General features: G+C 41.3%; 18 protein-coding genes and 2 pseudogenes. 9 read left to right on the forward strand and 11 right to left on the reverse strand.

The genetic code is table 11. From position 1 onward, the window contains the following. Positions 1–90: 90 nt before the first annotated feature. The 4 genes from D1B33_RS04390 to D1B33_RS04405 all read left to right on the forward strand — a co-directional run bounded on the left by D1B33_RS04390 (position 91) and on the right by D1B33_RS04405 (position 4573). The gene (locus D1B33_RS04390) at positions 91–1215 is read left to right on the forward strand and encodes a cupin domain-containing protein (RefSeq protein ID WP_118875098.1); all 1125 of its coding nucleotides are present in this window, start codon (positions 91–93) and stop codon (positions 1213–1215) included. Positions 1216–1644: 429 nt separating this feature from the next. Then, on the forward strand, positions 1645–2679 hold the full coding sequence (locus D1B33_RS04395; RefSeq protein WP_118875099.1) for a TRAP transporter substrate-binding protein: 1035 nt from the start codon (positions 1645–1647) through the stop codon (positions 2677–2679). 119 nt (positions 2680–2798) lie between these two features. Then, the gene (locus tag D1B33_RS04400; RefSeq protein WP_118875100.1) at positions 2799–3299 is read left to right on the forward strand and encodes a TRAP transporter small permease; all 501 of its coding nucleotides are present in this window, start codon (positions 2799–2801) and stop codon (positions 3297–3299) included. After that, complete coding sequence (locus D1B33_RS04405; protein WP_118875101.1) at positions 3299–4573, forward strand: TRAP transporter large permease; 1275 nt, start codon at positions 3299–3301, stop codon at positions 4571–4573. The genes D1B33_RS04400 and D1B33_RS04405 overlap by 1 nt, the downstream gene beginning before the upstream one ends. A 98-nt stretch (positions 4574–4671) precedes the next feature. Here D1B33_RS04405 and D1B33_RS04410 read toward each other — a convergent pair whose 3' ends face one another. The 3 genes from D1B33_RS04410 to D1B33_RS04420 form a co-directional block, all read right to left on the reverse strand. Continuing rightward, positions 4672–5178, reverse strand: a complete 507-nt coding sequence (locus D1B33_RS04410) for a hypothetical protein (protein WP_118875102.1) — start codon at positions 5176–5178, stop codon at positions 4672–4674. A 132-nt stretch (positions 5179–5310) separates the two neighbouring features. Then, positions 5311–6960, reverse strand: a complete 1650-nt coding sequence (locus D1B33_RS04415) for a Na/Pi cotransporter family protein (protein ID WP_233549378.1) — start codon at positions 6958–6960, stop codon at positions 5311–5313. Between the two features lie 254 nt (positions 6961–7214). Continuing rightward, positions 7215–7622 carry a DUF2512 family protein gene (locus D1B33_RS04420; protein WP_118875103.1) on the reverse strand — a complete coding sequence of 136 codons (408 nt, stop codon included), beginning with the start codon at positions 7620–7622 and terminating at the stop codon, positions 7215–7217. A 178-nt stretch (positions 7623–7800) separates the two neighbouring features. On the opposite strand from D1B33_RS04420, the gene D1B33_RS04425 reads away from it, so the two are divergent. The 3 genes and pseudogenes from D1B33_RS04425 to D1B33_RS18865 all read left to right on the forward strand — a co-directional run. After that, a complete protein-coding gene (locus D1B33_RS04425) occupies positions 7801–7989 on the forward strand; it encodes a hypothetical protein (RefSeq protein ID WP_118875104.1) in 189 nt (62 codons plus the stop codon). 41 nt (positions 7990–8030) lie between these two features. After that, positions 8031–8216: pseudogene (locus tag D1B33_RS18860) on the forward strand (spore coat protein); the annotation flags it as partial. Positions 8217–8356: 140 nt separating this feature from the next. Beyond that, positions 8357–8557: pseudogene (locus tag D1B33_RS18865) on the forward strand (pentapeptide repeat-containing protein); the annotation flags it as partial. 51 nt (positions 8558–8608) lie between these two features. Here the strand turns inward: D1B33_RS18865 and D1B33_RS04435 are convergent. From D1B33_RS04435 to D1B33_RS04450, 4 genes are all read right to left on the reverse strand, one after another. After that, positions 8609–10801 (reverse strand): DNA topoisomerase III, encoded by a 2193-nt coding sequence (locus D1B33_RS04435; RefSeq protein WP_118875107.1) that lies wholly within the window; start codon positions 10799–10801, stop codon positions 8609–8611. A 152-nt stretch (positions 10802–10953) separates the two neighbouring features. Further along, entirely contained in the window at positions 10954–12951 is a 1998-nt protein-coding gene (gene pbp4 / locus D1B33_RS04440; protein ID WP_118875108.1) for a penicillin-binding protein PBP4(5), read from the reverse strand. Between the two features lie 111 nt (positions 12952–13062). Beyond that, positions 13063–14259 (reverse strand): aminotransferase-like domain-containing protein, encoded by a 1197-nt coding sequence (locus tag D1B33_RS04445; RefSeq protein ID WP_118875109.1) that lies wholly within the window; start codon positions 14257–14259, stop codon positions 13063–13065. 364 nt (positions 14260–14623) lie between these two features. After that, a complete protein-coding gene (locus D1B33_RS04450; RefSeq protein ID WP_118875110.1) occupies positions 14624–15280 on the reverse strand; it encodes a YdhK family protein in 657 nt (218 codons plus the stop codon). A gap of 180 nt (positions 15281–15460) precedes the next feature. On the opposite strand from D1B33_RS04450, the gene D1B33_RS04455 reads away from it, so the two are divergent. Next, on the forward strand, positions 15461–15931 hold the full coding sequence (locus tag D1B33_RS04455) for a staygreen family protein (RefSeq protein ID WP_118875111.1): 471 nt from the start codon (positions 15461–15463) through the stop codon (positions 15929–15931). 75 nt (positions 15932–16006) lie between these two features. On the opposite strand, the gene D1B33_RS04460 is transcribed toward D1B33_RS04455, so the two are convergent. Both D1B33_RS04460 and D1B33_RS04465 read right to left on the reverse strand, forming a co-directional pair. Continuing rightward, the gene (locus D1B33_RS04460) at positions 16007–16273 is read right to left on the reverse strand and encodes a DUF1292 domain-containing protein (RefSeq protein WP_118875112.1); all 267 of its coding nucleotides are present in this window, start codon (positions 16271–16273) and stop codon (positions 16007–16009) included. Between the two features lie 45 nt (positions 16274–16318). Continuing rightward, complete coding sequence (locus tag D1B33_RS04465; protein ID WP_118875113.1) at positions 16319–17773, reverse strand: protein adenylyltransferase SelO; 1455 nt, start codon at positions 17771–17773, stop codon at positions 16319–16321. A 330-nt stretch (positions 17774–18103) separates the two neighbouring features. On the opposite strand from D1B33_RS04465, the gene D1B33_RS04470 reads away from it, so the two are divergent. Then, the gene (locus D1B33_RS04470; RefSeq protein WP_118875115.1) at positions 18104–19501 is read left to right on the forward strand and encodes an MATE family efflux transporter; all 1398 of its coding nucleotides are present in this window, start codon (positions 18104–18106) and stop codon (positions 19499–19501) included. Between the two features lie 50 nt (positions 19502–19551). Here the strand turns inward: D1B33_RS04470 and D1B33_RS04475 are convergent, their stop codons facing one another. Both D1B33_RS04475 and D1B33_RS04480 read right to left on the reverse strand, forming a co-directional pair. Beyond that, on the reverse strand, positions 19552–20106 hold the full coding sequence (locus tag D1B33_RS04475) for an NADPH-dependent FMN reductase (protein ID WP_118875116.1): 555 nt from the start codon (positions 20104–20106) through the stop codon (positions 19552–19554). An 89-nt stretch (positions 20107–20195) separates the two neighbouring features. Continuing rightward, positions 20196–22034, reverse strand: a complete 1839-nt coding sequence (locus tag D1B33_RS04480; protein WP_118875118.1) for a cation:proton antiporter — start codon at positions 22032–22034, stop codon at positions 20196–20198. Positions 22035–22209 lie beyond the last annotated feature (175 nt).

A 22209-nucleotide genomic window follows, 5' to 3' on the forward strand; every position in this document is an offset into this window, starting at 1 on the left:
AGATATCAAGGGAACGGAAGGGTCTGAGTAGTGTTTGGGTTCACTACTCCCCTTTTCTTATAAAAAATAAAATGTAAAGGGGATTTCAATATGGGTGAAGTAAGTCAAGAAGTAAAAGAGTTTATGAAAAGTTCAATTGTAACCGATTACACAAAAGACATTCAACAGTACAACCTTGGGCCTCTTTGGGAAGCAATCCCGGAAATCATGAACAAAACGCCACAACCTCACGCGGAAGCGTACCTTTGGAGCGATGAGTTAATTAAAAAGAAAATGGCGGAAGCCGCACAAATTTTCACGCCTGAACGCGGTGGTGAACGCCGTGCGATCTACTTCCAAAATCCTGGTTTAACATACCGTAAACCATGGGGCTGGGCTTCTACAACGCAAACTATCTATGCAGCGGTGCAAATGTTATTGCCAGGTGAAAAAGCACCCTCCCACCGTCACTCGCAAAGTGCCCTGCGCTTCATCTCTGAAGGCTCAGGTGCATATACAATCGTGCAAGGCGAACGTATTTTCATGGAAGAAGGCGATTTCTTAATCACGCCTAAAAACTTATGGCACGGCCACGAGCATTTGGGAACGGAACCGATGCTCTGGATGGATGCACTTGATATTCCGACGATCTACTCGATTGGCGGTACATTCTTTGAACCATTCGAAGACGGTCTGCAACAGCCGGATATTCCAGATAACTTCACTGAAAAACGCTACCGCGGCGGTATGGTTCGTCCTGTTGGCGACGATAAATATACGGTTGCTCCACTTGCCAACTATAAATGGGACCGTACAGTAGAAGGCATTAAAGGGTTAATGGAATTCGATCCAGATCCACATCACGGCTTTGCGGTGGAATACATCAATCCATCAACAGGTAAATCTGCCAACCCTACTTTAGGTACAAGAATGCAGCATTTACCAAAAGGTTTCCATACAAAAGCGTTGCGCCATACACATTCAACAGTTTACCAAGTTCATAGAGGATCTGGTTACACTGTCATTAATGGTGTTCGTTTTGACTGGAAAAAAGGCGATTATTTCGTAGTGCCAAACTGGGCTTGGTATGAGCATGTTGCTTCTGAAGACTCTTACCTATTCTCGGTTAACGATATTCCGATTATGGATCGTTTCGATTTGGAACAAGAGCAAGCATACGAATCAAACAACGGCCACCAAACCGTTACGGGCGAATTCAAAGCGGCATTCCGTTAATCTTCCTCTTTATATTGAATAAAAGAATAATATATTTATTATATTGAAATAAGGGTAGAATTTAGATTTCATTCTAAGTTCCACCCTTTTTTTCTTTGGCCTCAAAAGTTTTTTCTTTGAAAAAAGGGAGAGTACCAATAATTAATTAGTTTTGAACATTTTAATTTTTCAAAATATTATTGACATCTTTGTGTCGATTTTTTATATTATAAGAGAATTGATTTCCCTATTTGGGGAAAAATAGTAGATTAAATGAAAACGCTTTTTTTCTAGAATAGTTCTATTATTTTCTAGAAGATAAGGATTTGCCATTCAAATATGGTATTTAGGTTGCTTTAGCTTGTCTGTTCACTATTGATTTTTTAGTTAATAGAATCGCATATCAGTGACCTTTATATAAACAAAGGGAGATTTTAAGGGGGATTATCTATGAAATTTAAGAAGTATTGGTTATTGCTAGTATTATCTATTGCCGCCGCTATTTTAACAGCCTGTGTCGAAAACAACGACTCAGCAGCTCCACAAGGAAATAGCGAAGGTTCAAGCGAGGGAGATACACGTACATTCAAAATAGCACACGTTGTACAAGAATCCCATGTGTGGAATGCTACAGCAGTGAAATTCGGGGAAGAATTATCCGCTCTTTCAGACGGAAGACTAAATGTTGATATCTACCCTGCTTCCCAACTTGGAGCTGAAGCCGATATGGTGCAGCAGATTGAAACGGGGACAGTTGATTTTGGATTTATCACAAACGCTTATATGAGTACTCGCGAAGATTCATTAAATGCTTGGTTCATGCCCTACTTGTTTAATAATTTAGAAGAAGCTGTGGCAATGCGTGATTCCGAAGAAGCCAAGCAAATGCTGGAGGCTTTGAGTTCACAAGGTTTGGTTGGACTGGATTTTGCTTTTGCCGGTAACCGCCACGTATTAATGAAGGACGGTTTTGCAGAAACACCTGAAGATTTGAAAGGGAAAAAGATTCGTATCATCGGCAGCCCTGCAATGCAATCTTACTGGGAAAAAGTTGGTGCCGGTCCTACAGCAATGCCTTTATCGGAAGTTTATACTTCCCTGCAAACTGGTGTTATTGATGGAATTGACATCGATTTGGATGCCCTTGCAACTGAAAAATATTATGAAACTGCAAAGTATTTAACACTAACAAATCAAATGACCTTCCCTACTGTGATTGTCATGAGTCAGAAAATCTATGATGAATTATCTCCTGAAGATCAAGATATTGTTAAACAAGCGATGAAAACCGCTGTTGACTGGGGTGTTGAGGAAGCGGTTAAACGTGAAGCATCGAACTTGGAAACTTTGAAAGCAGCGGGAGTTGAAGTGCAGGAGAGCATCGATACTGCACCATTCCAGGCGGTAACAGATGAAGTACGCAAAGAGTTTTCCGATAAATCAGATATCGTTAAATCATTTATAGAAACGGTTGAGAGTAAGTAATCTTTTCAATAATTAATGTTTCATGCATCAATAAGCCTGGGACTTTCTCACTTATCAATTTTAGATAAGCGCAGAAGTCCCCTTTTATTTAAAAAATCTATTAGATTGAAGGTGAGGATATGAAAGTTCTAAATAAAGTAAGCGATGCCGTTTTCAGATTCGAAAAGTGGCTTGCTGTTCTTCTTGCTCTTTTGTTGCTTGTCGCTCTCGCTGGAGGCGTATTATATCGCTATTTGCTAAAACTGCCTTTATTCTGGGCGGATGAGTTGGCCATTTTCTGTTTGATCTGGATGACTTTTGTTGGTGGCAGCATGAGCTTAAAAGTAAAAGAAGCTCCAACGATTAACCTTCTAACGGATACTGTGTCACCCAAAATGAAGAGGGTTTTTCTCATTCTTAGCAATGTTATTTTATTAGTATTCACAGCTTATATTTTGTACTTATCCTACTATTGGCTAAGTGCTTCAAATATTAAAGTTCAAACCTCTACAGCCATGAATATGCCGAAAATATACTCTTATTTAAGTATACCCGTAAGTTTTATTTGTACAGCCATTCATTTGCTTAATTCAACGGTAATGGCCCTTCTGGGAAGAGAAGAAAAAGGAGGACTCCAATAATGACAATTGCTTTAATCATTTTTGCCCTTTTGCTTTTGTTAGGGGTTCCTATTGCCTATGTTTTAGGGATTACAACAATTATTTATATTCTTGTAACGGATAATATCGGCCTGATGCTAACGGTGCCGCAGCGGTTATATTCGGGAATGGAAAATTATGGGTTATTGGCGATTCCTCTTTTCATGCTTGCAGGAGAATTAATGAACTTTGGAGGTATTACAAAACGTCTTGTAGATGTAGCCAAAACATTCTTTGGCCATTATTTGGGTGGATTAGCCCATGTTAACGTTATTGCAAACATGTTACTGTCTGCCATTATGGGATCTGCAACAGCTCAAATTGCCATGATGAGCCGGACAATGGTTCCCGAAATGGAGAAAGCAGGCTATTCTAGAGCTTTCAGTGCAGCTACAACTGCAGCGGCCGGTCTTTTGGGTCCTATCATCCCGCCAAGTATGATGTTTATTATCTATGGTGTCGGTTCAGGTGCATCCATTGGGGACATGTTTATCGCCGGAATAATTCCAGGTATTATACTTGGACTCGCGTATATGGGGGTCATTGCCTACATCGGAAAGAAAGCACAGTGGCCAACTCAACCACGCGCTTCCATGAAAGAAATTACGACGTCCATGGTACAGGTCATTCCTGCTCTTTCAGTTCCTCTGATTATCATTGTCGGGATTATTTCAGGCATTTTCACTGCAACTGAATCAGCGGCAATCGCTTGTGTTGTTGCACTGATTGTTGGAGTGTTTTTCTATCGGGAATTAAAATTATCCGTTTTGCCAAAAGTATTGATCAATACAACCATCACCACTTCAGTCATCACAGTTTTAATTGCTATGGCGAACCTTTTTGGATGGATGCTTTCTTTTGAAAAAGTACCCCAGAATATCGCCAACTGGATGGTATCACTTTCGGAAAATCCTCTAGTGTTTTTATTGCTTGTTAACATATTCTTATTGATTATAGGTATGTTTATGGATGGAATGGCAGCATTAATTATATTAATTCCCATCTTTATGCCTTTGCTTCCTACATATGAGATTGATCCAATCCATTTTGGCATGATTATTTGCATTAACTTAACAATTGGTATTTTGACGCCGCCGATTGGATCCGGTTTATATGTCGCTTCTTCTTTGGCAAATGTTTCGCTCGGTTCTCTGATCAGGGCTCTCACGCCGTTCTTGATTATCTCGGTCATTGTACTATTAATTCTTACGTATGTTCCATCGCTAACACTATGGTTGCCAAATGCACTAAAATAACCATTAACCACAATGCTTGCAAAATCCCAATTGATTTTGCAGGCATCTTTTATATAAGCAAAAAATCCACAAAACATTTGAGTTTGTGGATTGAAGGTTTATGCAATTTGCGAAAATGTCGTTTGTCCGGCTGAATATCCGTTTTGTGCCAGCTGCATGTGAAGTTTGTATGTGGAGATTGCTTTGTTGTAGGTTTTTTGAAAGATTGCTTTTTCCAGACTTTCATTTAAGGAAAATTCGCTATACCCATTTCCGTTCATCCTTTGGGTTTCGGCTTCCGAGAAATCGAAGCGGTTGCTTGCCAATCGATTCTCATCAGACTCCTCGCTGCTGCCGATCTGCGCCATGCTTTGCAAAATTTCAGGAGATGAAGAATCAATCGTTGTAGAATAATCATGGATTTCTTTCTTTGCGGCGGTAGAGTCTTTTTCAAAAAGCTCTTTCTCGGTTTCGCCGGAAAGTAAATCTTCTAGAATTTTGATTACTGGGTTGTTGTTTACTTGGGTGTAGATTGCATTTTTCTTGTATGCCTCATTTGCCTCTTTGCGCTGAAAAATCTTTTTGCGTTCTTGAAAATCACTATTGATCAAACTTGAAATTTTCAATTCTATCACCCTTATCCATAAATAAACTTCAGAAAGTATATATATTATAAGGTTTTTTTCTAAATTTTACAAATATTATCTTTTAAAGCAGCAAACTTCACCTTTTCTTGAATAAAAGAAAAAATGTGCAAGCTAGTTAGCGTACACATTTTTCCCACTGTTTTGTATAACTAGAATGGTTTCGGCAATATTAGCAGCATGGTCTCCCACGCGCTCCAAATTACTGATTATATCTGCGTATACAATTCCGGCCGTACTTGAACAGCCTCCCTGTTTTAGCCGATAAAAATGACGTTTGCGCATAATCTCAACCAAGTCATCAATGTGGTTTTCCCTGGCCAGAACTTCCTTCGCAAATTCTTTGCTTTGCTTATCCAGTGCAAGGACGGATAAACTGACTGTATCCAATACCAGCTCGTACATTTCCTTTAATTCTCCACATGCATCGGGACTAAACTTTACTCGATGGGAATCCTTGAATTGAACCAGCTCAACGATATTTTCAAAATGATCCCCTACTCGCTCAATATTCCGTATATTTTGGAACAAGGCATGGTGAAGTTTGGAGTCGCTTTCAGACAAAGATACCTGGGATAAAGCCACTAAATAATCAGTTGTTGCCCGGTCAAGCTTGTTGATCACTTCCTCCAGCTGAACCGTTGTATGGGCATGTTTAGCATCGCTGGTAAATAAATAATCCATGGATTCTTGAAGCCCTTTTACGGCAATTTCACCCATTCGGACCACTTCTTCTTTTGCCTGCCCTAATGCAATGGTTGGAGATTGTCCAATGAATGACTTGTCTATGTATGTTTCGCTATTCTCAGCCAAAGAATTCTCTCCCGGTACCAATTTTGTGACAATGAATGCCAATACCCCGACAAACGGCAATTGAATGAGCATATTGATGACATTAAATGTCCCGTGCGCAAATGCAATTTGCATTTTGCGTTCAAGGTTCAATACCATGGCAACCCACTCTACATATGTACTGAATAGGGGTAAAAAAATCATAAAAATGATTGTCCCTATGATATTAAATAAGACATGTGATGCTGCCGCACGACGGGCTGCTATCGAAGCGCTGAGAGAAGCTAAAACCGCAGTAATGGTTGTGCCAATGTTTTCTCCAAACAAAATAGGCAGAGCTCCATGTAGAGGAATCAATCCTTCCGCATACAAACTTTGCAAAACCCCGACCGTTGCTGATGAAGATTGTACAATGAGCGTAAAGATTGTGCCCGCCATAATTCCCAAAATCGGATGGTCACTAAAACTGATTGTTAAATCAATAAATCCTTCCCAGTCTCCCAGCGGCTTCATCCCTTGGCCCATCATTTCAAGACCAATGAATAAACCGGCAAAACCGAAAAGAACTTGACCAACATTTTGAACTTTTTCTCTATTAAAAAAGAATAATAGCAGTGCCCCTAACGCCATTATCGGGTAAGAATAAACCCCTATATCAAATCCAATAATAAAAGCCGTAATCGTTGTACCAATGTTGGCACCCATGATGACGCCAATTGCTTGCCGCAACGTCATAAATCCGGCACTAACAAGCCCTACTACGATGACGGTGGTGCCAGAGCTTGACTGAATCAAGACTGTTACGACAATCCCGACGAATACACCCATTAAAGGATTTGTTGTAAATTTATTAAGAATTTCCCGTAGTCTATCTCCTGCAATCTTTTGGAGACCGTCCCCCATATACTTGATTGCAAAAAAGAATAAGCCGAGGCCCCCGAGAAATTGGAAAATCATCATCTGCCAATCCATCTATTTTTACTCCATCCTTTCAATCCCTCGACACTATTATTCATAATTTGACACGGAATGTAAATGTTATTACAAAATTAAAATATAAATTTTACAATCTCTTTGTAAAATTTTGACTAAAAGCGAATTTATTTTACTTTTAAATAATAATTAAAATGTACAATTAAGTTTTACTCTTAAACCCCCCCTAAATCTTTCTAAAAAGAAAATCCCCCCAACAAATGTCGGGAGGATGCTGATTTGAATAAGTCTAATTAGTAATTTCTTTGGGCATCATGGTGAATTTCTTCTCGATTAAATACTTGTCGATCGAGATACTTATGGAAGAACCATTCCCCTAAACCAATCACGATCGCTGATATAATGGCAGCTGTTAAAAAGTTGCTGCTATCTTGTACCATGCTTTGTCCCATAAAATAAATGACGATTGCTGCTAAAATAACATCGGAAATTGTGGCGATTAAATTTCGTTTTTTCCGTTCCGTATAGTCACCGGCATTTTGAAAAATCCCTAAATCACCCACCACATAGGCCAAAACAGTTAAAACTAAACTAATGAGCAGCGTGTCACTAAATTCCATGCCTACTATTCCTGAAAGAATAATTCCTAAAACTACAGCAATCATGACAAATTTAATAACAATAGCTTTTAAATGATTCATTTTTACGCCTCCTTATTATTGTTATATAAAATCTATACCCCCTTGAAATAATGGTAATCATCGAAAGAATGATTCGATTAATTCTCCGATTTTATTTAATGGAGACTTGCTTTTCAGGTTAATTTTTTTAATGGAGGGCAAGCTATGAAGAGCCAAAACAACAATTCAGGAGGAAATTATGAAAGATAACTTGGGTGTCCACGAAAGACTGGAAATTCACGAATTATTGACTTTCAAAAACTTATGTTTGACTAAATCGATTGCCATGTCGGAACTTGCGCAGGATGAGCAACTAAAACAATTGCTTTCACAAACCGCCCAAATTGACAGAGAAAATATTCAAGCATTGCAAGGCTATCTGCAATAGGAGGAGATTGCATGACTGCAAATAATCAAAACATGAGTGGAATGGGGGCAATAACAGATCAAGTAATAGCAACAGATTTAATGCTCGCGGTAAAATCGGGAATCATAAACTATGCGATTGCAATTTCTGAAGCAGCTACCCCTGAAGTGAGGGAAACTCTTAGACGTCAATTGAATACAGCAATAGATACTCATGGTAAAATTACCGATTATATGGTTTCCATGGGATACTACTTTCCAGGTGACGTTTTTCAACAGATCGCCGTTGATTTACAAGCTTCCCAAACTGCCCTAAACCTACAGCAACAGCAACAAAACTCGCAGCAGCAAAACTCGCAGCAGCAAAACTCACAGCAGCAAAACTCACAACAGCAGAACTCGCAGCAGCAGAACTCGCAGCAGCAAAACTCACAACAGCAAAACTCACAGCAGCAAAACTCACAGCAGCAAAACTCACAGCAACAAAACTCACAGCAACAAAACTCACAGCAACAAAACTCACAGCAACAAAACTCGAATCAACAGAACATGCAACAGTAAAATCCCGCGCAAAAACAGTAAAAAGCTAAGAGACGATAATCTCTTAGCTTTTCAATTCTGCAAATTCATATTAAAGAAGCTTAGTCATCAAATTTAATGCCTTTCAATAAATCCGCAAATGCATTGTTAATCGGTTCCGCTTCTTTTTCCTGCTGTTTCAAATACTTCTGAACCGTACGCTTATCCACTTTGCCTCCGCCTTCTTTTTTGCGGCGGGCTTCAAATGCAGATAGCTTCTCACGGTGGCCGCATTTGCATACAAAAATTTGGCCTTCCCCTTCACCGCGCAATTCAAGCTTCTTCTTGCATTCCGGGCAGCGTGCGTTTGTAATACGGGACACGTTTTTGCGATGTCCGCATTCACGGTCTTGGCACACGAGCATCTTGCCCTTTTTGCCGTTCACTTCAAGCATTGGTTTGCCGCAGTCCGGACAAGACTTCGTTGAAATGTTGTCATGCTTGTATTTCTTGTCGCTTGCTTTGATTTCCGCAACAATTTCTTTTGTATGTTCTTTCATTTCATTGATGAACACATCTTTCTTCAATTTGCCTTTTGCAATCAATTCAAGCTTTTGCTCCCACTCTGCCGTTGTTGCCGGCGAGCGCAACTCTTCCGGTACCAAATCAAGCAGCTGGCGGCCTTTGGAAGTGATGTAAATTTCCTTGCCACCACGTTTTTCGATCAGGAATGAGTTGAACAGTTTATCGATAATATCCGCACGCGTCGCCACCGTACCGAGTCCACCCGTGGATTTTAACGTTTCTGCAAGCTTTTTGTCGCCAGTTTCCAAGTATTTTGTCGGGTTTTCCATTGCGGAAAGCAATGTTGCTTCTGTAAAGCGTGCTGGTGGTTTTGTTTGGCCAGATGTTTGGGCAATCAACTTTGTCTTTAATACATCGCCTTTTTCCATTCGAGGAAGAAGCTGCTCTTTTACATCATCATTTGACTCTTCCTCATCAAAGCGATTTTCATAGACTTCTTTCCATCCTGCTTGAAGCACCGTTTTGCCTCTTGCGATGAACTTTTCTTTCCCAATTTCACATTGCAAAGTTAATTGCTCATATTCGTGTGCCGGGAACAGAACAGCCAAGAAACGCTTCACAACCAAATCATAGATTTTGCGTTCTTTGTCCGAGAAAGCCGAAAAGTTCACATACCCTTCTGTTGGGATAATTGCATGGTGGTCGCTTACTTTGCTATCATCCACAAATGCTTTGGTAGGCTTAATCGGCTTATTCAGCACTTTGTTGGTTAGGGAGCGGTATTCCCCTACTCCACAAGCTTTCAGGCGTTCCGGCAGCGTACTAACGATATCTGATGATAAATAACGGGAATCTGTCCGCGGATACGTTAATACTTTGTGCTGCTCATAGAGTTTCTGCATAATATTTAATGTTTCTTTGGCGGAATAGCCAAAGAATTTATTGGCATCCCGTTGCAGTTCCGTTAAATCATAAAGTCCTGGGGCAAAGGATTTCTTTGCTTTGCGGTCAATTGCAACAACCTTTGCATCTTGACGCCCAAGCGATTTTACAATATCATCGATTTTTTCTTTATTGAAGCTGCGGCTATTGCCCTTGTCATCTTGCCATGTTAATTTGACCGTGTCTGTTTGCGCTTCGATTCCATAATAGGTTTGTGGCTTGAAGTTCTTAATCTCTTCTTCACGCGCTGCAATCATTGCAACTGTGGGAGTCTGAACCCGTCCGCAATTCAACTGGGCATTAAAGCGTGTTGTTAAAGCACGTGTAGCATTCAAGCCGATATACCAATCCGCTTCCGACCTTGCTACGGCTGCATGGTAAAGATTTTCGTATTGTTTTCCTGGCTTTAGATTTTTGAAGCCATCTTTGATCGCTTTATCCGTCACGGATGAAATCCATAAACGCTTAATCGGCTTTTTAACTTTCGCTTTTTCAATAATCCAGCGCGCAACCAATTCGCCTTCGCGCCCGGCATCTGTTGCGATAATAATCTCATTTACATCACTTCGGTTTAATTGGGATTTCACTGCATTGAATTGTTTTCCGGATTGCTTGATGACCGTCAGTTTTAACCGATCCGGCATCATCGGCAAATCTTCCAGTTTCCATGTTTTATATTTCACATCATAACTCTCGGGGTCCGCCAGCGTTACCAAGTGTCCCAGAGCCCACGTTACGATATATTGTGCACCTTCCAAATAGCCATTTCCTTTTTTATCGCACTTCAATACACGCGCAATATCGCGCGCTACTGAAGGTTTTTCGGCGAGTACTAAACTTTTTGCCATTGTTTTAACATCCTCTCATCATACATGAGTTAAATATATCACAAGAAAAACGTTTATTCAGTTTTGTTACTCATGAAAACTATGAAAAACTGCCCATACAAATTCAAAGGACATAAGGTGATATTCCATCCTTATGTCCCAACTTGTTCATATTATTTTGTGAGCAGCTCAAGATACTGAATAACCGGTTCAATTAATTGGTTTGCGTTCTTCCCGACTTTTTGGTGGTCTTCTACAACAGAAGCGGCCAAATAACCGGAATCTTTCGCATCAAAAACAAATGTTAAACTGTTTTCAGCCCCTCGTTCCCCTTGTGATTGCTTTAATTCCGCAGTTCCGGTTTTCGCACCAATGTCGCCGACCCCGTTTAATACGTGGGCCGTCCCTTCATTTGCCGTGACAACATCCACAAGCATCGGTTTTATCGCATCGATTGTTTCTTTGGAAAATATTTCTTTTACTTTCACAGCTTTGTCTGCAACAAGGTTCGGATAAGCCAGTACCCCCTCATTTGCAAAAATGGAATAGAAGCTTACCATTTGAATGGGTGACAGAAGCAGCTGACCTTGCCCATAAGCCGTATCCGCCAAAAGAATTTCCGAACCAAATTGATCTTCGTTGGAAATTTGGGCCGGCTTCATGCTTAACGGCAGATCAAAAGATTCGCCGAAAGGCAGCTTGTTCAATCCTGCGCGGAATGTTTCTTCCCCCATCTCCAATGCTTCCTGGGCAAAGTAAATATTATCGGATGTAATCAATGCTTTTCTTAAATCTACATTTGCCGTGTCTGTTACACGCGAAATTTTATAGTTGCCCCAGGATTGATCTTTTTGCCATTGCAAGCCGCTGATTTTATGGGTTTCTTCCACCGTGGTTGCACCCGACTCCAATCCAATGGCCGCGGTAATCGGTTTAAATGTTGAACCGGGTGCATACCGGTTCGTAAATCGATTCATAAATGGCTTGTCTTCATTATTGTTGTACTCATCGTATTGGGATTGCGAAATACCCACTACAAACTGGTTGGGGTTGTAGGATGGTTTACTGACGAGTGCCAATAAATTCCCTGTTTTCGGTTCCACTGCAACGGTTGCACCTGCAGCATTTTCCAGGGCATCAAAAGCAGTTTGCTGCAAGTTCGCATCAATAGTCACCTTTATGGTTTGTCCATCTTGCTTTTCAACCTTCTGAATGGTCGCCCGTTTATCGCCATTGGCCGTTTCAATGTAAATTTCCCCGCCGTTTTGGCCCCGCAGTTCCTTCTCGAATGCCATTTCAAGCCCGGACCGGCCGATTACATCCCCAACTTGCAAGGTAGGGTCTTTTTCAATATCCTCAGCTGTCACTTCCCCTACATATCCTGTTAAATGGGCTGCCGCTTCACGCAGAGGATACGCCCGGATTGCAACCTGCTGGTACTGAACTGCATAAATCCTCGGCGTTTCTGAACCATAAGGCAATGTTTTCAAGGGAACAAAGTATTCATCCTGTACCCAGCTTTGCGAGAGTTGGCTTTCGATAAATTCAGCCGTAATCCCTAATTGTTTGGCGATATGTGCAATTTTTGCTGCTCTTGCTTCCCCTTGTCCCAGATCTTTCGGAACAACTCCTGCTTGGTAGGTGGTTGTATTAAATGCCAGTTCCGAACCATGGCGATCGATAATTTCTCCTCGATTGGCTTCATCAATGGTATAACGGATTTTATCGTCAGGAAGCATTTCGGGAAAAATCAATTCGGGCGTCCAATTTACCTTAAACTCTTCTTCACTTTCAATAAGCTCTGTTTGATAAGGAATGTCTGACAGGGTCCCCAAGACGGTATCAAATGTCGCTGTATATTCGAGTATGTTTTCTTCTGTAATTTCATACTCGACTTCCATGTTTGAGACGCCAATTCCGCCATAAACCACTTTGTACTTCTCTGCGAGAGAGTCCTCGGTATACCCAGCCTCTTCAAGAGAATCCGTTGTTGCAAGCTTAGGAAGCTGATCAAATTTCTGTTCCTTCAATGCCTTGACCCATTCGGCCGCGACTGTCTCTTTTCTATCTTGCATCTTTGCTGCATGGTATTGTTGATAACCGAAACCAGCTCCTGCAGCAAGCAATATTACAAGGATGATCCCAACAGGCAATATCCATTTTTTCTTCATATAAACCTCCCTATATATAGCTCCATTTAGTATATATTACCAGAAAAGACAGTTCGAAGGGGGTCAATAAAAAATACAGACAAGTCATGAACTGACCCTGTCTGCATTGTTTTACACTGTCTGCTTTTCATTTGAAAGTGCATACAGTATTTTCCCTAGTCGTTTAATTCCTTCTTCAATCATTTCAGTTGAAGAATTGGTATAGTTCAAGCGAAGTGTGTTGACATTGGTTTTGTTCGTATAGAATGGGTCGCCTGGTACGAACGCCACTTTTTCTTCCATCGCTTTATTGAAAAATTCAAGTGCCGACGTTCCCTCTTCCAACGTTACCCAGATAAACATTCCTCCATCCGGTTTTGTATAGTTCACAGTGGATGGGAAGTATTTTGCCATGGCATTTAACATGGTATTTGCCTGCGTTTGATACAAGTCGGCAATTTTTCCAATGTGCGTTTTCAGATCATTACTTGCTAAATAATCATGGAGAATCATTTGCGAGAAAATATTTGTGTGAAGATCCATTGCTTGTTTAGCCGTATTGATGTGGCCCATTAATTCTTTATTCTTCGTCACAATATAGCCGATACGCATTCCCGGCGTCACAATTTTCGAGAAAGAACCAAGCAATACCGAATTTTCCAGTCGCCCTGCGCCAATGTAAGGCAATTTTTCACCGCTCCAGCGCAATTCGCCGTAAGGGTCATCTTCAATTAATGCCACATCATATTTCTTTAGCACTTCATAGATGGCTTCGCGTTTCTCTTGTGAATATGTAATGCCTGTTGGGTTGTGGAAATTTGGCACTGTATAAATGAATTTGATATGCTCATTCGTTGAAAGTGTTTCTTCGAGTTGTTCGGCATTCAATCCGTCTTCTTCCAGCGTTACCGGGTAAAAGACAGGTTCCGCTAATGTAAAGGCCTGGATTGCCCCTAAATAGCCCGGCTCCTCGATTACCACTCCTTCTCCTTTGTTGAGAAGCACTTGCGAAATAAGCTCCAATGCTTGCTGCGATCCTGTTGTAATCAAAATATCCTCTGGTTCAAAGTCCAATCCAAAATCTGTTTTATATTTGTCCGCAATATATTGTCTTAAAGGCAAGTATCCTTCAGTAGTTGAATATTGAAATAATTTTGCGCCATTTTCATCAATCGCATGATTAATGGATTGTTTCAGTTCATCAATTGGGAAAGAGATGGGGTTGGGTAAACCTCCAGCAAACGAAATCACATCAGGTGCATCCGTAACTTTTAAGATATTTCGTATAAATGATGATGGAGTGTTTAAAATTTTATCCGAGTACTTCATAATAATCCCTCTTTTTCGAAAAATCGCTGAAAATCATTAAACCAATCACCCGCGGATTGGTGTTAAATTAAAATCAGTGTTAAATGATTTTATCAGACAATTTAAAAAATTTCAAAATAAATTTTACTTAAACATGGAAAATCTCCCGTATTTCCGATGCGGAAATATAAAGTTTTGCTCGTATTCTTGAATTTAAGCCTACTCTTGATTGAAAAATGCTAATTTTTGACTTTAAGGGAATTTCCCATCGAAAGTGAGATATTTCCTCTACTTGGTTCCGACTGCACTTAATTAAAATGAAAAAAGGCATCTCCACCACAGTTGGGTTGGAAATGCCTTTATTCTGAGCATATTTACTTCCGGATTATTGCGTTATCGCAGATTTTCCGTCGTTGTCGCTGTCATACTTCGATTCCGATTCGGGAACGAGCTCACTTTCTTTCAGCCACAAATAGTCTGTTATTGTTTCACCCAGTGAATTTGTGTAATCCACAACATAGACGGTTGTGTTTTCTACCGTATCAACGGCGCCTTCTGCTCCTAACATCCCTTCTAAACGGTTGGCGTTAATAATTACTTCGGACCCCTGAGCTAATGTACCTTTATCCACCCCCGTCAATTCTTCCGCTACAAACCACTTATGGTTCTCTTCAAAAGGCTCTCCGTTTGTTGGCTGATACGAAACAGAGTACACGGTTGTGTCATACGCTGCTTTAACGGTTGCAACCGCCCCTTCCATTCCTTCCCTGTGGCTCGCATTCACCACTGCTGTACTGCCGACTGGATATTTGGGATTTTCGGATTCTTTCAATCCTTCTGGAATGGGGCTTGTCGGGATATTCCCCTGATCTTCCAGCCGTTCCACTTCTTCTTCGCTCACTTGCTTATCTTCGCTTCCTAAATTGTTTGTTACATCAGCAGCCGGGTCCACGTCTTTCTTATTATCATCTCCCCAGCCGCACGCCGATAAAAGCAAGACAAACAGCAATGTCATGGTTACTAACAATAATTTATAATCCATTATAAAATCCTCCTATATTTTCTCAATTTACCTAGTTCAAGGATTGAACATTCACAGCGTTTCTATTCATAAATTTGGCAGGACTTTAAAATGTATGGCACTTTAGGTATGGCGGCTCCCATTAACCTTTTGGCATTTCCGCCCATATATTAGTTTTAGGTTTTTGATAAGGAGGGTAATATGGCACACTTCGATCCGCAAAAATTAACCATTCGATTTATTTCCCCTGCCAATCCAAACGAGCCTATTCAGGGAAGAAAATACACCCTTACGCATTCAGATCAAACAGGGCAATTATTTTTGGATATTGGACCGAATTATAATTACGAAGCGATCAATCCGCAAATGCGAGATGAGGTTATAGCCGAATGGCAAAAGAATGAGTCCTATCGTTTAATTGGGAAGGTTTATGTAGATGGCAATGAGAATTCGGTGGATGCGGCCGGCAAGCGTTACGAAATTTTCAAGAGGGAATTAGGAACCGCCTTGCAAGCGATCCTGTTTGGAGACCGTTCATTTTTTTCAAATTATCCTGAACTTTTGGATGCGCCTATCTTGATTTATTTTGAATCAAGATTTCCCAACTTCAATCAGTTATTTTATTATGGCACACCAAAACAATATCTTAGCCAACTGCAACTGGGAGTTTAAATTTCCAGGTTGGTCCTTTTTGGGCGAAAAAAAAGCGCCTTTTCAAGCTTGCAAAAGGCGCTTCTGTTAAGATTTTTACTCTTCGTCCAAGATTTCATCGAAGGCAGCGGAGACTTTTTCAAATTCTTCGTCACTTTCAACTGCGTTAAAATCGCCTTCTTCATCCACACTTAAAAAGAAGACATCAATATCTTCTTCCGTTTCTTCTTGTATGTCCTCGACAAAACCAACGGCTACGTATTCCGTTCCTTCGATATTAACCGAAGCAAGAATTTCTACTTCCAATTCTTCATCATTTTCATCCGTGATTGTGAAGATTTCGCCAACTTCTATTTTTTCCATAACTATTCTCCTCCATTCGATTATTGGTGCGTGGCCAGAAATTCCTTATGTCCCGCAAAATGTGCGATAAGGTACATTTGATGGCCCCGGCAGCTTGCAATATTCTTCTTGCTCGGAAGAATATTCATAAGGATTTTGGAGTACCTTTAATAGGTTCTCAACAAGGCTGTAATCGCCATGTTTCTCGGCTGCTTTTAATGCTTCCTCCACTCGATGATTGCGTGGAATGACGGAAGGATTGCTTTTTTTCATTAAATCTGTAGATTCTTCAACAGATTGTGATTGCCGTTCACGTCTGGCCTGCCACTTTTCAAGCCACTGATTAAATTCCCCTTTTCCATAAAGCGGAGACTCTTCCAGCTTGTTGATTGTAAGCGAACGGAAAGTATTTGTATAGTCCGCGCGATTGTTTTTCATAAGCTCAAGAAGCTCTTCAGCTAATTCCTGGTCTTCATCTTCTTCATTGAATAATCCCAGCTTCTCTCTCATTCCCGAGAGCCAATGATCCTCAAAGATGCCCATATAATGTGAAATTTCGCCTTGTGCCAGTTCAATTGCTTTTTCTTCATCCTCGTCCAATAAAGGAATCAACGACTCTGCAAAGCGGGCCAAGTTCCACAAGCCAATTTTGGGTTGATTGCCATAAGCATAGCGCCCATGTGTATCAATTGAACTGAAAACCGTGTCTGGATGATACGTATCCATAAAAGCACATGGTCCATAGTCGATCGTTTCTCCGCTGATAGCCATATTATCGGTATTCATCACTCCGTGGATAAAACCGACCAACTGCCATTTCGCTATCAACTCTGCTTGTTTATGGACAACTTCCTGGAGCAAACGCAGGTGTTGATGGTCGCTGGGCGGGATATGGGAGAAATGACGAACCAATGTATAGCTCGCCAATGTTTGCAAGTCCTCATAGGAGCCCCATCCCGCAGTATATTGGAATGTACCCACTCGAATATGGCTTGATGCTACGCGTGTTAAGATTGCACCCGGAAGCGGCGTTTCACGCATAACCTCTTCCCCCGTGGATACAACGGCAAGGCTGCGCGTTGTTGGAATGCCCAGGCCATGCATTGCTTCGCTGATGATAAATTCCCTGAGCATCGGGCCAAGAGCGGCACGCCCGTCACCTCCGCGTGAAAATGGCGTTCGTCCCGAACCTTTTAATTGAATATCAAAGCGTTCTTTTTTCGGGGTCATTTGCTCCCCGTATAAAATGGCACGCCCATCGCCAAGCATTGTAAAGTGCCCAAATTGATGGCCCGCATATGCTTGCGCCATTGGGAAGGATCCTTCGGGCGCTTTATTTCCGGCCAGGATTTGCACGCCCTCTTCGCTCTGAAGCTCCTGTGGATTTAAGCCCAGTTCTTCTGCAAGTTTCCCGTTGAACATCACGATTTTTGGGTTTCTTACAGGATTCAGGCCGACACTTGCATAAAAAGTATCTGAAAGTCTGGCATAGCTATTATCAAAATTCCATCCTATTCCCATACAATCCTCTTCTCTTTTTTATGATCTTATTTTTTGTCATTCCAGTTGAATTATACTCCTTTTAAGTTCATACAATTATAGGCAGTTGAATTAATTGTGTTCAGAATCCATCATACCTTATCCTGCTAAAACAGTCTTCCATGTTTCCCATTAAAACCTGTCTACTTTTTAGATATGCCCCGTAAAAAAGCACTTAAACCTGCTCCATCAACCGCCCCATTTTGCTAGGGGGAAATTTACAATAACAAATCAATTTCTTTACGTTTTTTCATCATTTTTATGATAAGATATTTTTCTGTGTGAAGTTATAGAAAGAAGGATTAAGCAATAATGAGTGAGACTCTAAAAAAACCTGCGGAAAAGCTAAGTTTGTTCCATTTAACTTGGCCTATTTTCCTCGAAGTATTCTTATTTATGTTAATGGGGCTTGCCGATACTTTTATGTTAAGTGCCGTATCGGATGATGCCGTTTCGGGTGTGGGCACTGCCAACCAATATATACACATAGCCATCCTGATTCTGGAAGTAGTCGGAAACGGGGCTGCCATTGTGGTTTCCCAATATCTTGGATCGCGCCGATATATTGAAGCCGCACGAATTTCCGCTTTAGCGGTTACGCTTAACCTTTGTGTCGGTGTCATTATGTCCATTGGCTTTGTTTTATTCTCTAATCGATTAATGGTGATCATGAACCTGCAGGGCGAGGTGCTTCAGCATGCACAAAGCTACTTACTGATTGTAGGAGGCGGTATTTTCCTTCAGGCTGTCATTAATTCATTGGCTGCGGTCATTCGTGTACATGGATGGACAAAGCAAACGATGCTGGTCTCACTTGGCATGAACGTCATCCATGTGATTGGCAACTATCTTTTAATTTTCGGCCATTTTGGCGCACCTGAACTTGGTGTGCAAGGTGCAGCGATTTCTTCTGTTGCCAGTCGATTGATTGCCGTATTTGTCTTCTTCTGGCTGTTGTATCAAGCTCTGGAAGTAAAAATAGAATGGCGGCAGTATTTCACCTTTTCAAAGGAATACGTTCAGAAGATCCTGTCGATTGGATTACCTAGCGCCTTCGAGCAAATCATGTATCAAGCTTGCCAAATCGTCTTTTTATATTATGTCACTTATCTTGGTACAGAAGCCTTGGCAGCAAGGCAATATGCCATGAATATTTCGATGTTTACCTATCTTTTCGCTATTGCGATTGGAATGGGGACTTCCATTATCGTCGGTCGCCTTGTTGGCTCAGGCGACAAAGATGCTGCCTATAAACAACTATGGGCCAGTGTTAAAAGCGCGCTATCATTCACCATTGCCCTTGCTGCGCTTGTCATGATTTTCCGCGAATCGTTAATGGAACTATTCACGGCAAATCCGGAGGTAATCATGGTTGGCGCATCTGTCCTGGCATTAAGTCTTTTACTTGAAACCGGGCGCACAATCAACATTACCATCATTAATACGATGCGTGCTGCGGGAGATGCCCGATTCCCCGTAAAAATCGGTTTCTTGTCGATGATTTGCATGAGTCTGCCACTGGGCTATTTTTTGGTATTCGTACTTGACCTAGGGTTGGTTGGTGTATGGCTGGCCATTGCGGCGGATGAATGGACCCGCGCCATCATTGTGTTATTCAGATGGAAAAGCCGGAGATGGGAACGCTACGCATTGGTGTCGCCTGCTGAACCGGAGAAAATTAAATTGAAGGAAACTCCTGCTGTTTCTTAGGGGTTATGCAAAAGTTAAGACTCCCGGATTTTAAGTCCGGGAGTCTTATTTTAATGCTTATCAACAGGTTCTTTCGACAATGTTCCACTTAGTTTGCAATATTCAACAAACACACGCGCCAATTCACGAAGACGGTCTTTAATCTCTTCATCCGTGATATTGTTGTTTTCATCAAAATGCGATGCGTGTGAGTAAACATAGTTCGGCGTTACCAAGCAGCGGAAATAGTCCAAAATGGGTCTTAATTGATTTTCCACGACTAAATGATGTTGATATGTACCGCCATTCGCTACCATTGAAACCGGTTTGTAGCGCATCGCTTTGGGGTTGAGCATATCAAAGGCATTTTTCAGCACACCTGGAATCGACGCTTGGTAAATCGGCGATGCGATTATATAGCCGTCTGCTTCTTCAAACTTTTGAATCATCATTTTCATATCTTCATTTAACGGACTGCCATCCAAAATTTGATGCTTTAAATTTGAGAAGTATAATATTTCCAGTTCCAATTCATTATTATATTCTTTTATATATTGCTCCACTTGTCGCAATAGTGCACCTGTTTTAGCTCCAAATATGGTGCCATCCACGAGTAATATTTTCATCTTTCAATCCTCCAAAATATTATTTCCCTACATTATTCTAACAGATACCCAAAAGCTATAGTAGAGAACCGTTTTGGAAGTCATTATTTTCAGTCTTTTGTCCGACTTTCTCCACCTGTTGCTTTTTCAATGGCTTTTGTCATCATCCGGGTCGGCGAAGTTAAGCTTACAATCGTCGTGCCGGCATCAAATGGTCCTTTTTGTTCACCGGTTAAGAATGTTAAATGCTGGCCTTTATCTACTGCAAATAACGGAATTGTCTTATGTCGATCATCCTTTAGATAATCATCGAATGTATATTGCTCCGTTAAGGGGGTTTTGCGTATCGTATACCCTTCTTCGATGAGCCGATTTAATTTGTGAATATCATACCCTTCTTCAAATAGCTTCTTGCCGCCAATCCCCTTACTATATTCTCTCGGATAATGCTGAGGAAGAGCGGTTTGGAAAGTTTGCTCACGTCCCAGCTCAGGTATGAACCGCTGGCAAATCAGCGCATTATATGCATCATCATAAGTGGATGCTACCAAGACTTCATATGGGGTCAAGTCCGCATGATATTCAAACTGTTCACTTAAAATATCTCCCACTTCTGCGGCAATTCCCAACGAGCGTGCCGATGAGAGGGCTTCCCATGAACGGTCAACGATCAACACCGGTTTATTGAAGGATTGGATTGCATGCGCCAATACCGCACTGAAGGCACTCCCCCCTACGATTAAAAGCCCCCCATCATCCCCTGACTGCAGCTCAAGTTTTTTCGCCACCCAGCGAATGGAGAGGCCATGAGCGATAACCGTTGTAAATATTAGAGAAAGTGTTAATGCTGTGATTGCTTCCGTATTCTGAAATCCAAAATGAGCCAGTTCACTTGCGAAAAAACCCGAGACCGTTAGCGAAATGATTCCTCTTGGTGCAATCCAGCCAATGAAGAGCCGTTCTTGTTTTGTTAAGCCAAGTCCAATCGTGGATAGCCAAACCGATAAAGGCCTCACCAGAAACAACATCGCGATGACAAATGCCAACATAGGCCAATTCAGCAAACCAATCAATGTATCGATTGAAAGTGATGCTGTCAGTATAATAAAAACCGCAGAAATCATAAGAACCGAAATATTCTCCTTAAAATGAAGCAAATCTTTTAAAGAGGTTAAATCCATATTTGCCATTATAATGCCCATTGCGGTTACGGCTAACAGCCCTGTTTCGTGCATCATTTCATCCGATAAAACGAATACCAGCAGCGCACTGACCAATACAATAGGCGATTTTAGAAATTCGGGAATGTACCCCTGTTCCAAAAACTTTCCGAGCATATAGCCCACAACCACCCCAATAAGCGTCGATAAAACGGATGCACCAAAGAATAATAATAGCGCAGTCGTCGTAATCATTTCGCTCATCCACAAGACAATCTTCAATGAGAATAAAGCTAGCAGAACACCCACCGGATCAACGATAATGCCTTCCCATTTCAGGATTGTGGCTGGCCGTTCTTTTATTTTGGCCTGGCGCAATAAAGGAATAATAACGGTCGGACCTGTAATAATAAATAAGCCGCTAATAATAAATGACGCTTCCAATGACAAGCCTGCTAAAAAATAGGCCACGATGGCGCCGACAAACCATGCGATCAACGAACCGAATGTGGAGATACGAAAAATGGCATGACGGGAATCTTTCATTTTTTTCATGTCCAAATTCAAGCTGCCTTCAAATAAAACAACAGCCACAGCAATGGAAATAAGTGGACCATACAACGGACCCAAACTTTCTTGCGGATCCAGCAAATTCAAAAAGGGCCCTGCCACTAACCCTATGAGAGAGGTAATGATAATCGCCGGCAACCGAAAACGCCACGCCACCCATTGCGATAAAATCCCCAAAGTAACAACCGCAGTGATCTGAAAAAGAATCGAATCAAACATCTTATTATCTCCTTATTAGAAAAGCGGAGAACGCCTGAACAGCCTCGACAAGCGTTGGCCGACAAGTACGCCACGTCCTGTGGCATTGTCGGCACTTGCACATCCTGTGCGGCGGAGACTTCGACAAGAAGGCGCTTTTTGCCTTTGTCGGAGAAGTCGAAACGCTCGAGAGGCT

The sequence above is a fragment of the Ureibacillus yapensis genome (assembly GCF_003515775.1).
In the GTDB taxonomy this organism is placed as follows: Bacteria; Bacillota; Bacilli; order Bacillales_A; family Planococcaceae; genus Ureibacillus; species Ureibacillus yapensis.

What these genes read in the sequence shown, in the direction of transcription:
- D1B33_RS04480 (WP_118875118.1), bottom strand. Translation starts at nt 22,034, where the DNA reads ATGTTTGATTCGATTCTTTTTCAGATCACTGCGGTTGTTACTTTGGGG.
- D1B33_RS04425 (WP_118875104.1), top strand. Translation starts at nt 7,801, where the DNA reads ATGAAAGATAACTTGGGTGTCCACGAAAGACTGGAAATTCACGAATTA.
- D1B33_RS04455 (WP_118875111.1), top strand. Translation starts at nt 15,461, where the DNA reads ATGGCACACTTCGATCCGCAAAAATTAACCATTCGATTTATTTCCCCT.
- D1B33_RS04450 (WP_118875110.1), bottom strand. Translation starts at nt 15,280, where the DNA reads ATGGATTATAAATTATTGTTAGTAACCATGACATTGCTGTTTGTCTTG.
- D1B33_RS04470 (WP_118875115.1), top strand. Translation starts at nt 18,104, where the DNA reads ATGAGTGAGACTCTAAAAAAACCTGCGGAAAAGCTAAGTTTGTTCCAT.
- D1B33_RS04405 (WP_118875101.1), top strand. Translation starts at nt 3,299, where the DNA reads ATGACAATTGCTTTAATCATTTTTGCCCTTTTGCTTTTGTTAGGGGTT.
- D1B33_RS04445 (WP_118875109.1), bottom strand. Translation starts at nt 14,259, where the DNA reads ATGAAGTACTCGGATAAAATTTTAAACACTCCATCATCATTTATACGA.
- D1B33_RS04475 (WP_118875116.1), bottom strand. Translation starts at nt 20,106, where the DNA reads ATGAAAATATTACTCGTGGATGGCACCATATTTGGAGCTAAAACAGGT.
- D1B33_RS04460 (WP_118875112.1), bottom strand. Translation starts at nt 16,273, where the DNA reads ATGGAAAAAATAGAAGTTGGCGAAATCTTCACAATCACGGATGAAAAT.
- D1B33_RS04435 (WP_118875107.1), bottom strand. Translation starts at nt 10,801, where the DNA reads ATGGCAAAAAGTTTAGTACTCGCCGAAAAACCTTCAGTAGCGCGCGAT.
- D1B33_RS04400 (WP_118875100.1), top strand. Translation starts at nt 2,799, where the DNA reads ATGAAAGTTCTAAATAAAGTAAGCGATGCCGTTTTCAGATTCGAAAAG.
- D1B33_RS04465 (WP_118875113.1), bottom strand. Translation starts at nt 17,773, where the DNA reads ATGGGAATAGGATGGAATTTTGATAATAGCTATGCCAGACTTTCAGAT.
- D1B33_RS04420 (WP_118875103.1), bottom strand. Translation starts at nt 7,622, where the DNA reads ATGAATCATTTAAAAGCTATTGTTATTAAATTTGTCATGATTGCTGTA.
- pbp4 (WP_118875108.1), bottom strand. Translation starts at nt 12,951, where the DNA reads ATGAAGAAAAAATGGATATTGCCTGTTGGGATCATCCTTGTAATATTG.
- D1B33_RS04415 (WP_233549378.1), bottom strand. Translation starts at nt 6,960, where the DNA reads ATGGATTGGCAGATGATGATTTTCCAATTTCTCGGGGGCCTCGGCTTA.
- D1B33_RS04390 (WP_118875098.1), top strand. Translation starts at nt 91, where the DNA reads ATGGGTGAAGTAAGTCAAGAAGTAAAAGAGTTTATGAAAAGTTCAATT.
- D1B33_RS04395 (WP_118875099.1), top strand. Translation starts at nt 1,645, where the DNA reads ATGAAATTTAAGAAGTATTGGTTATTGCTAGTATTATCTATTGCCGCC.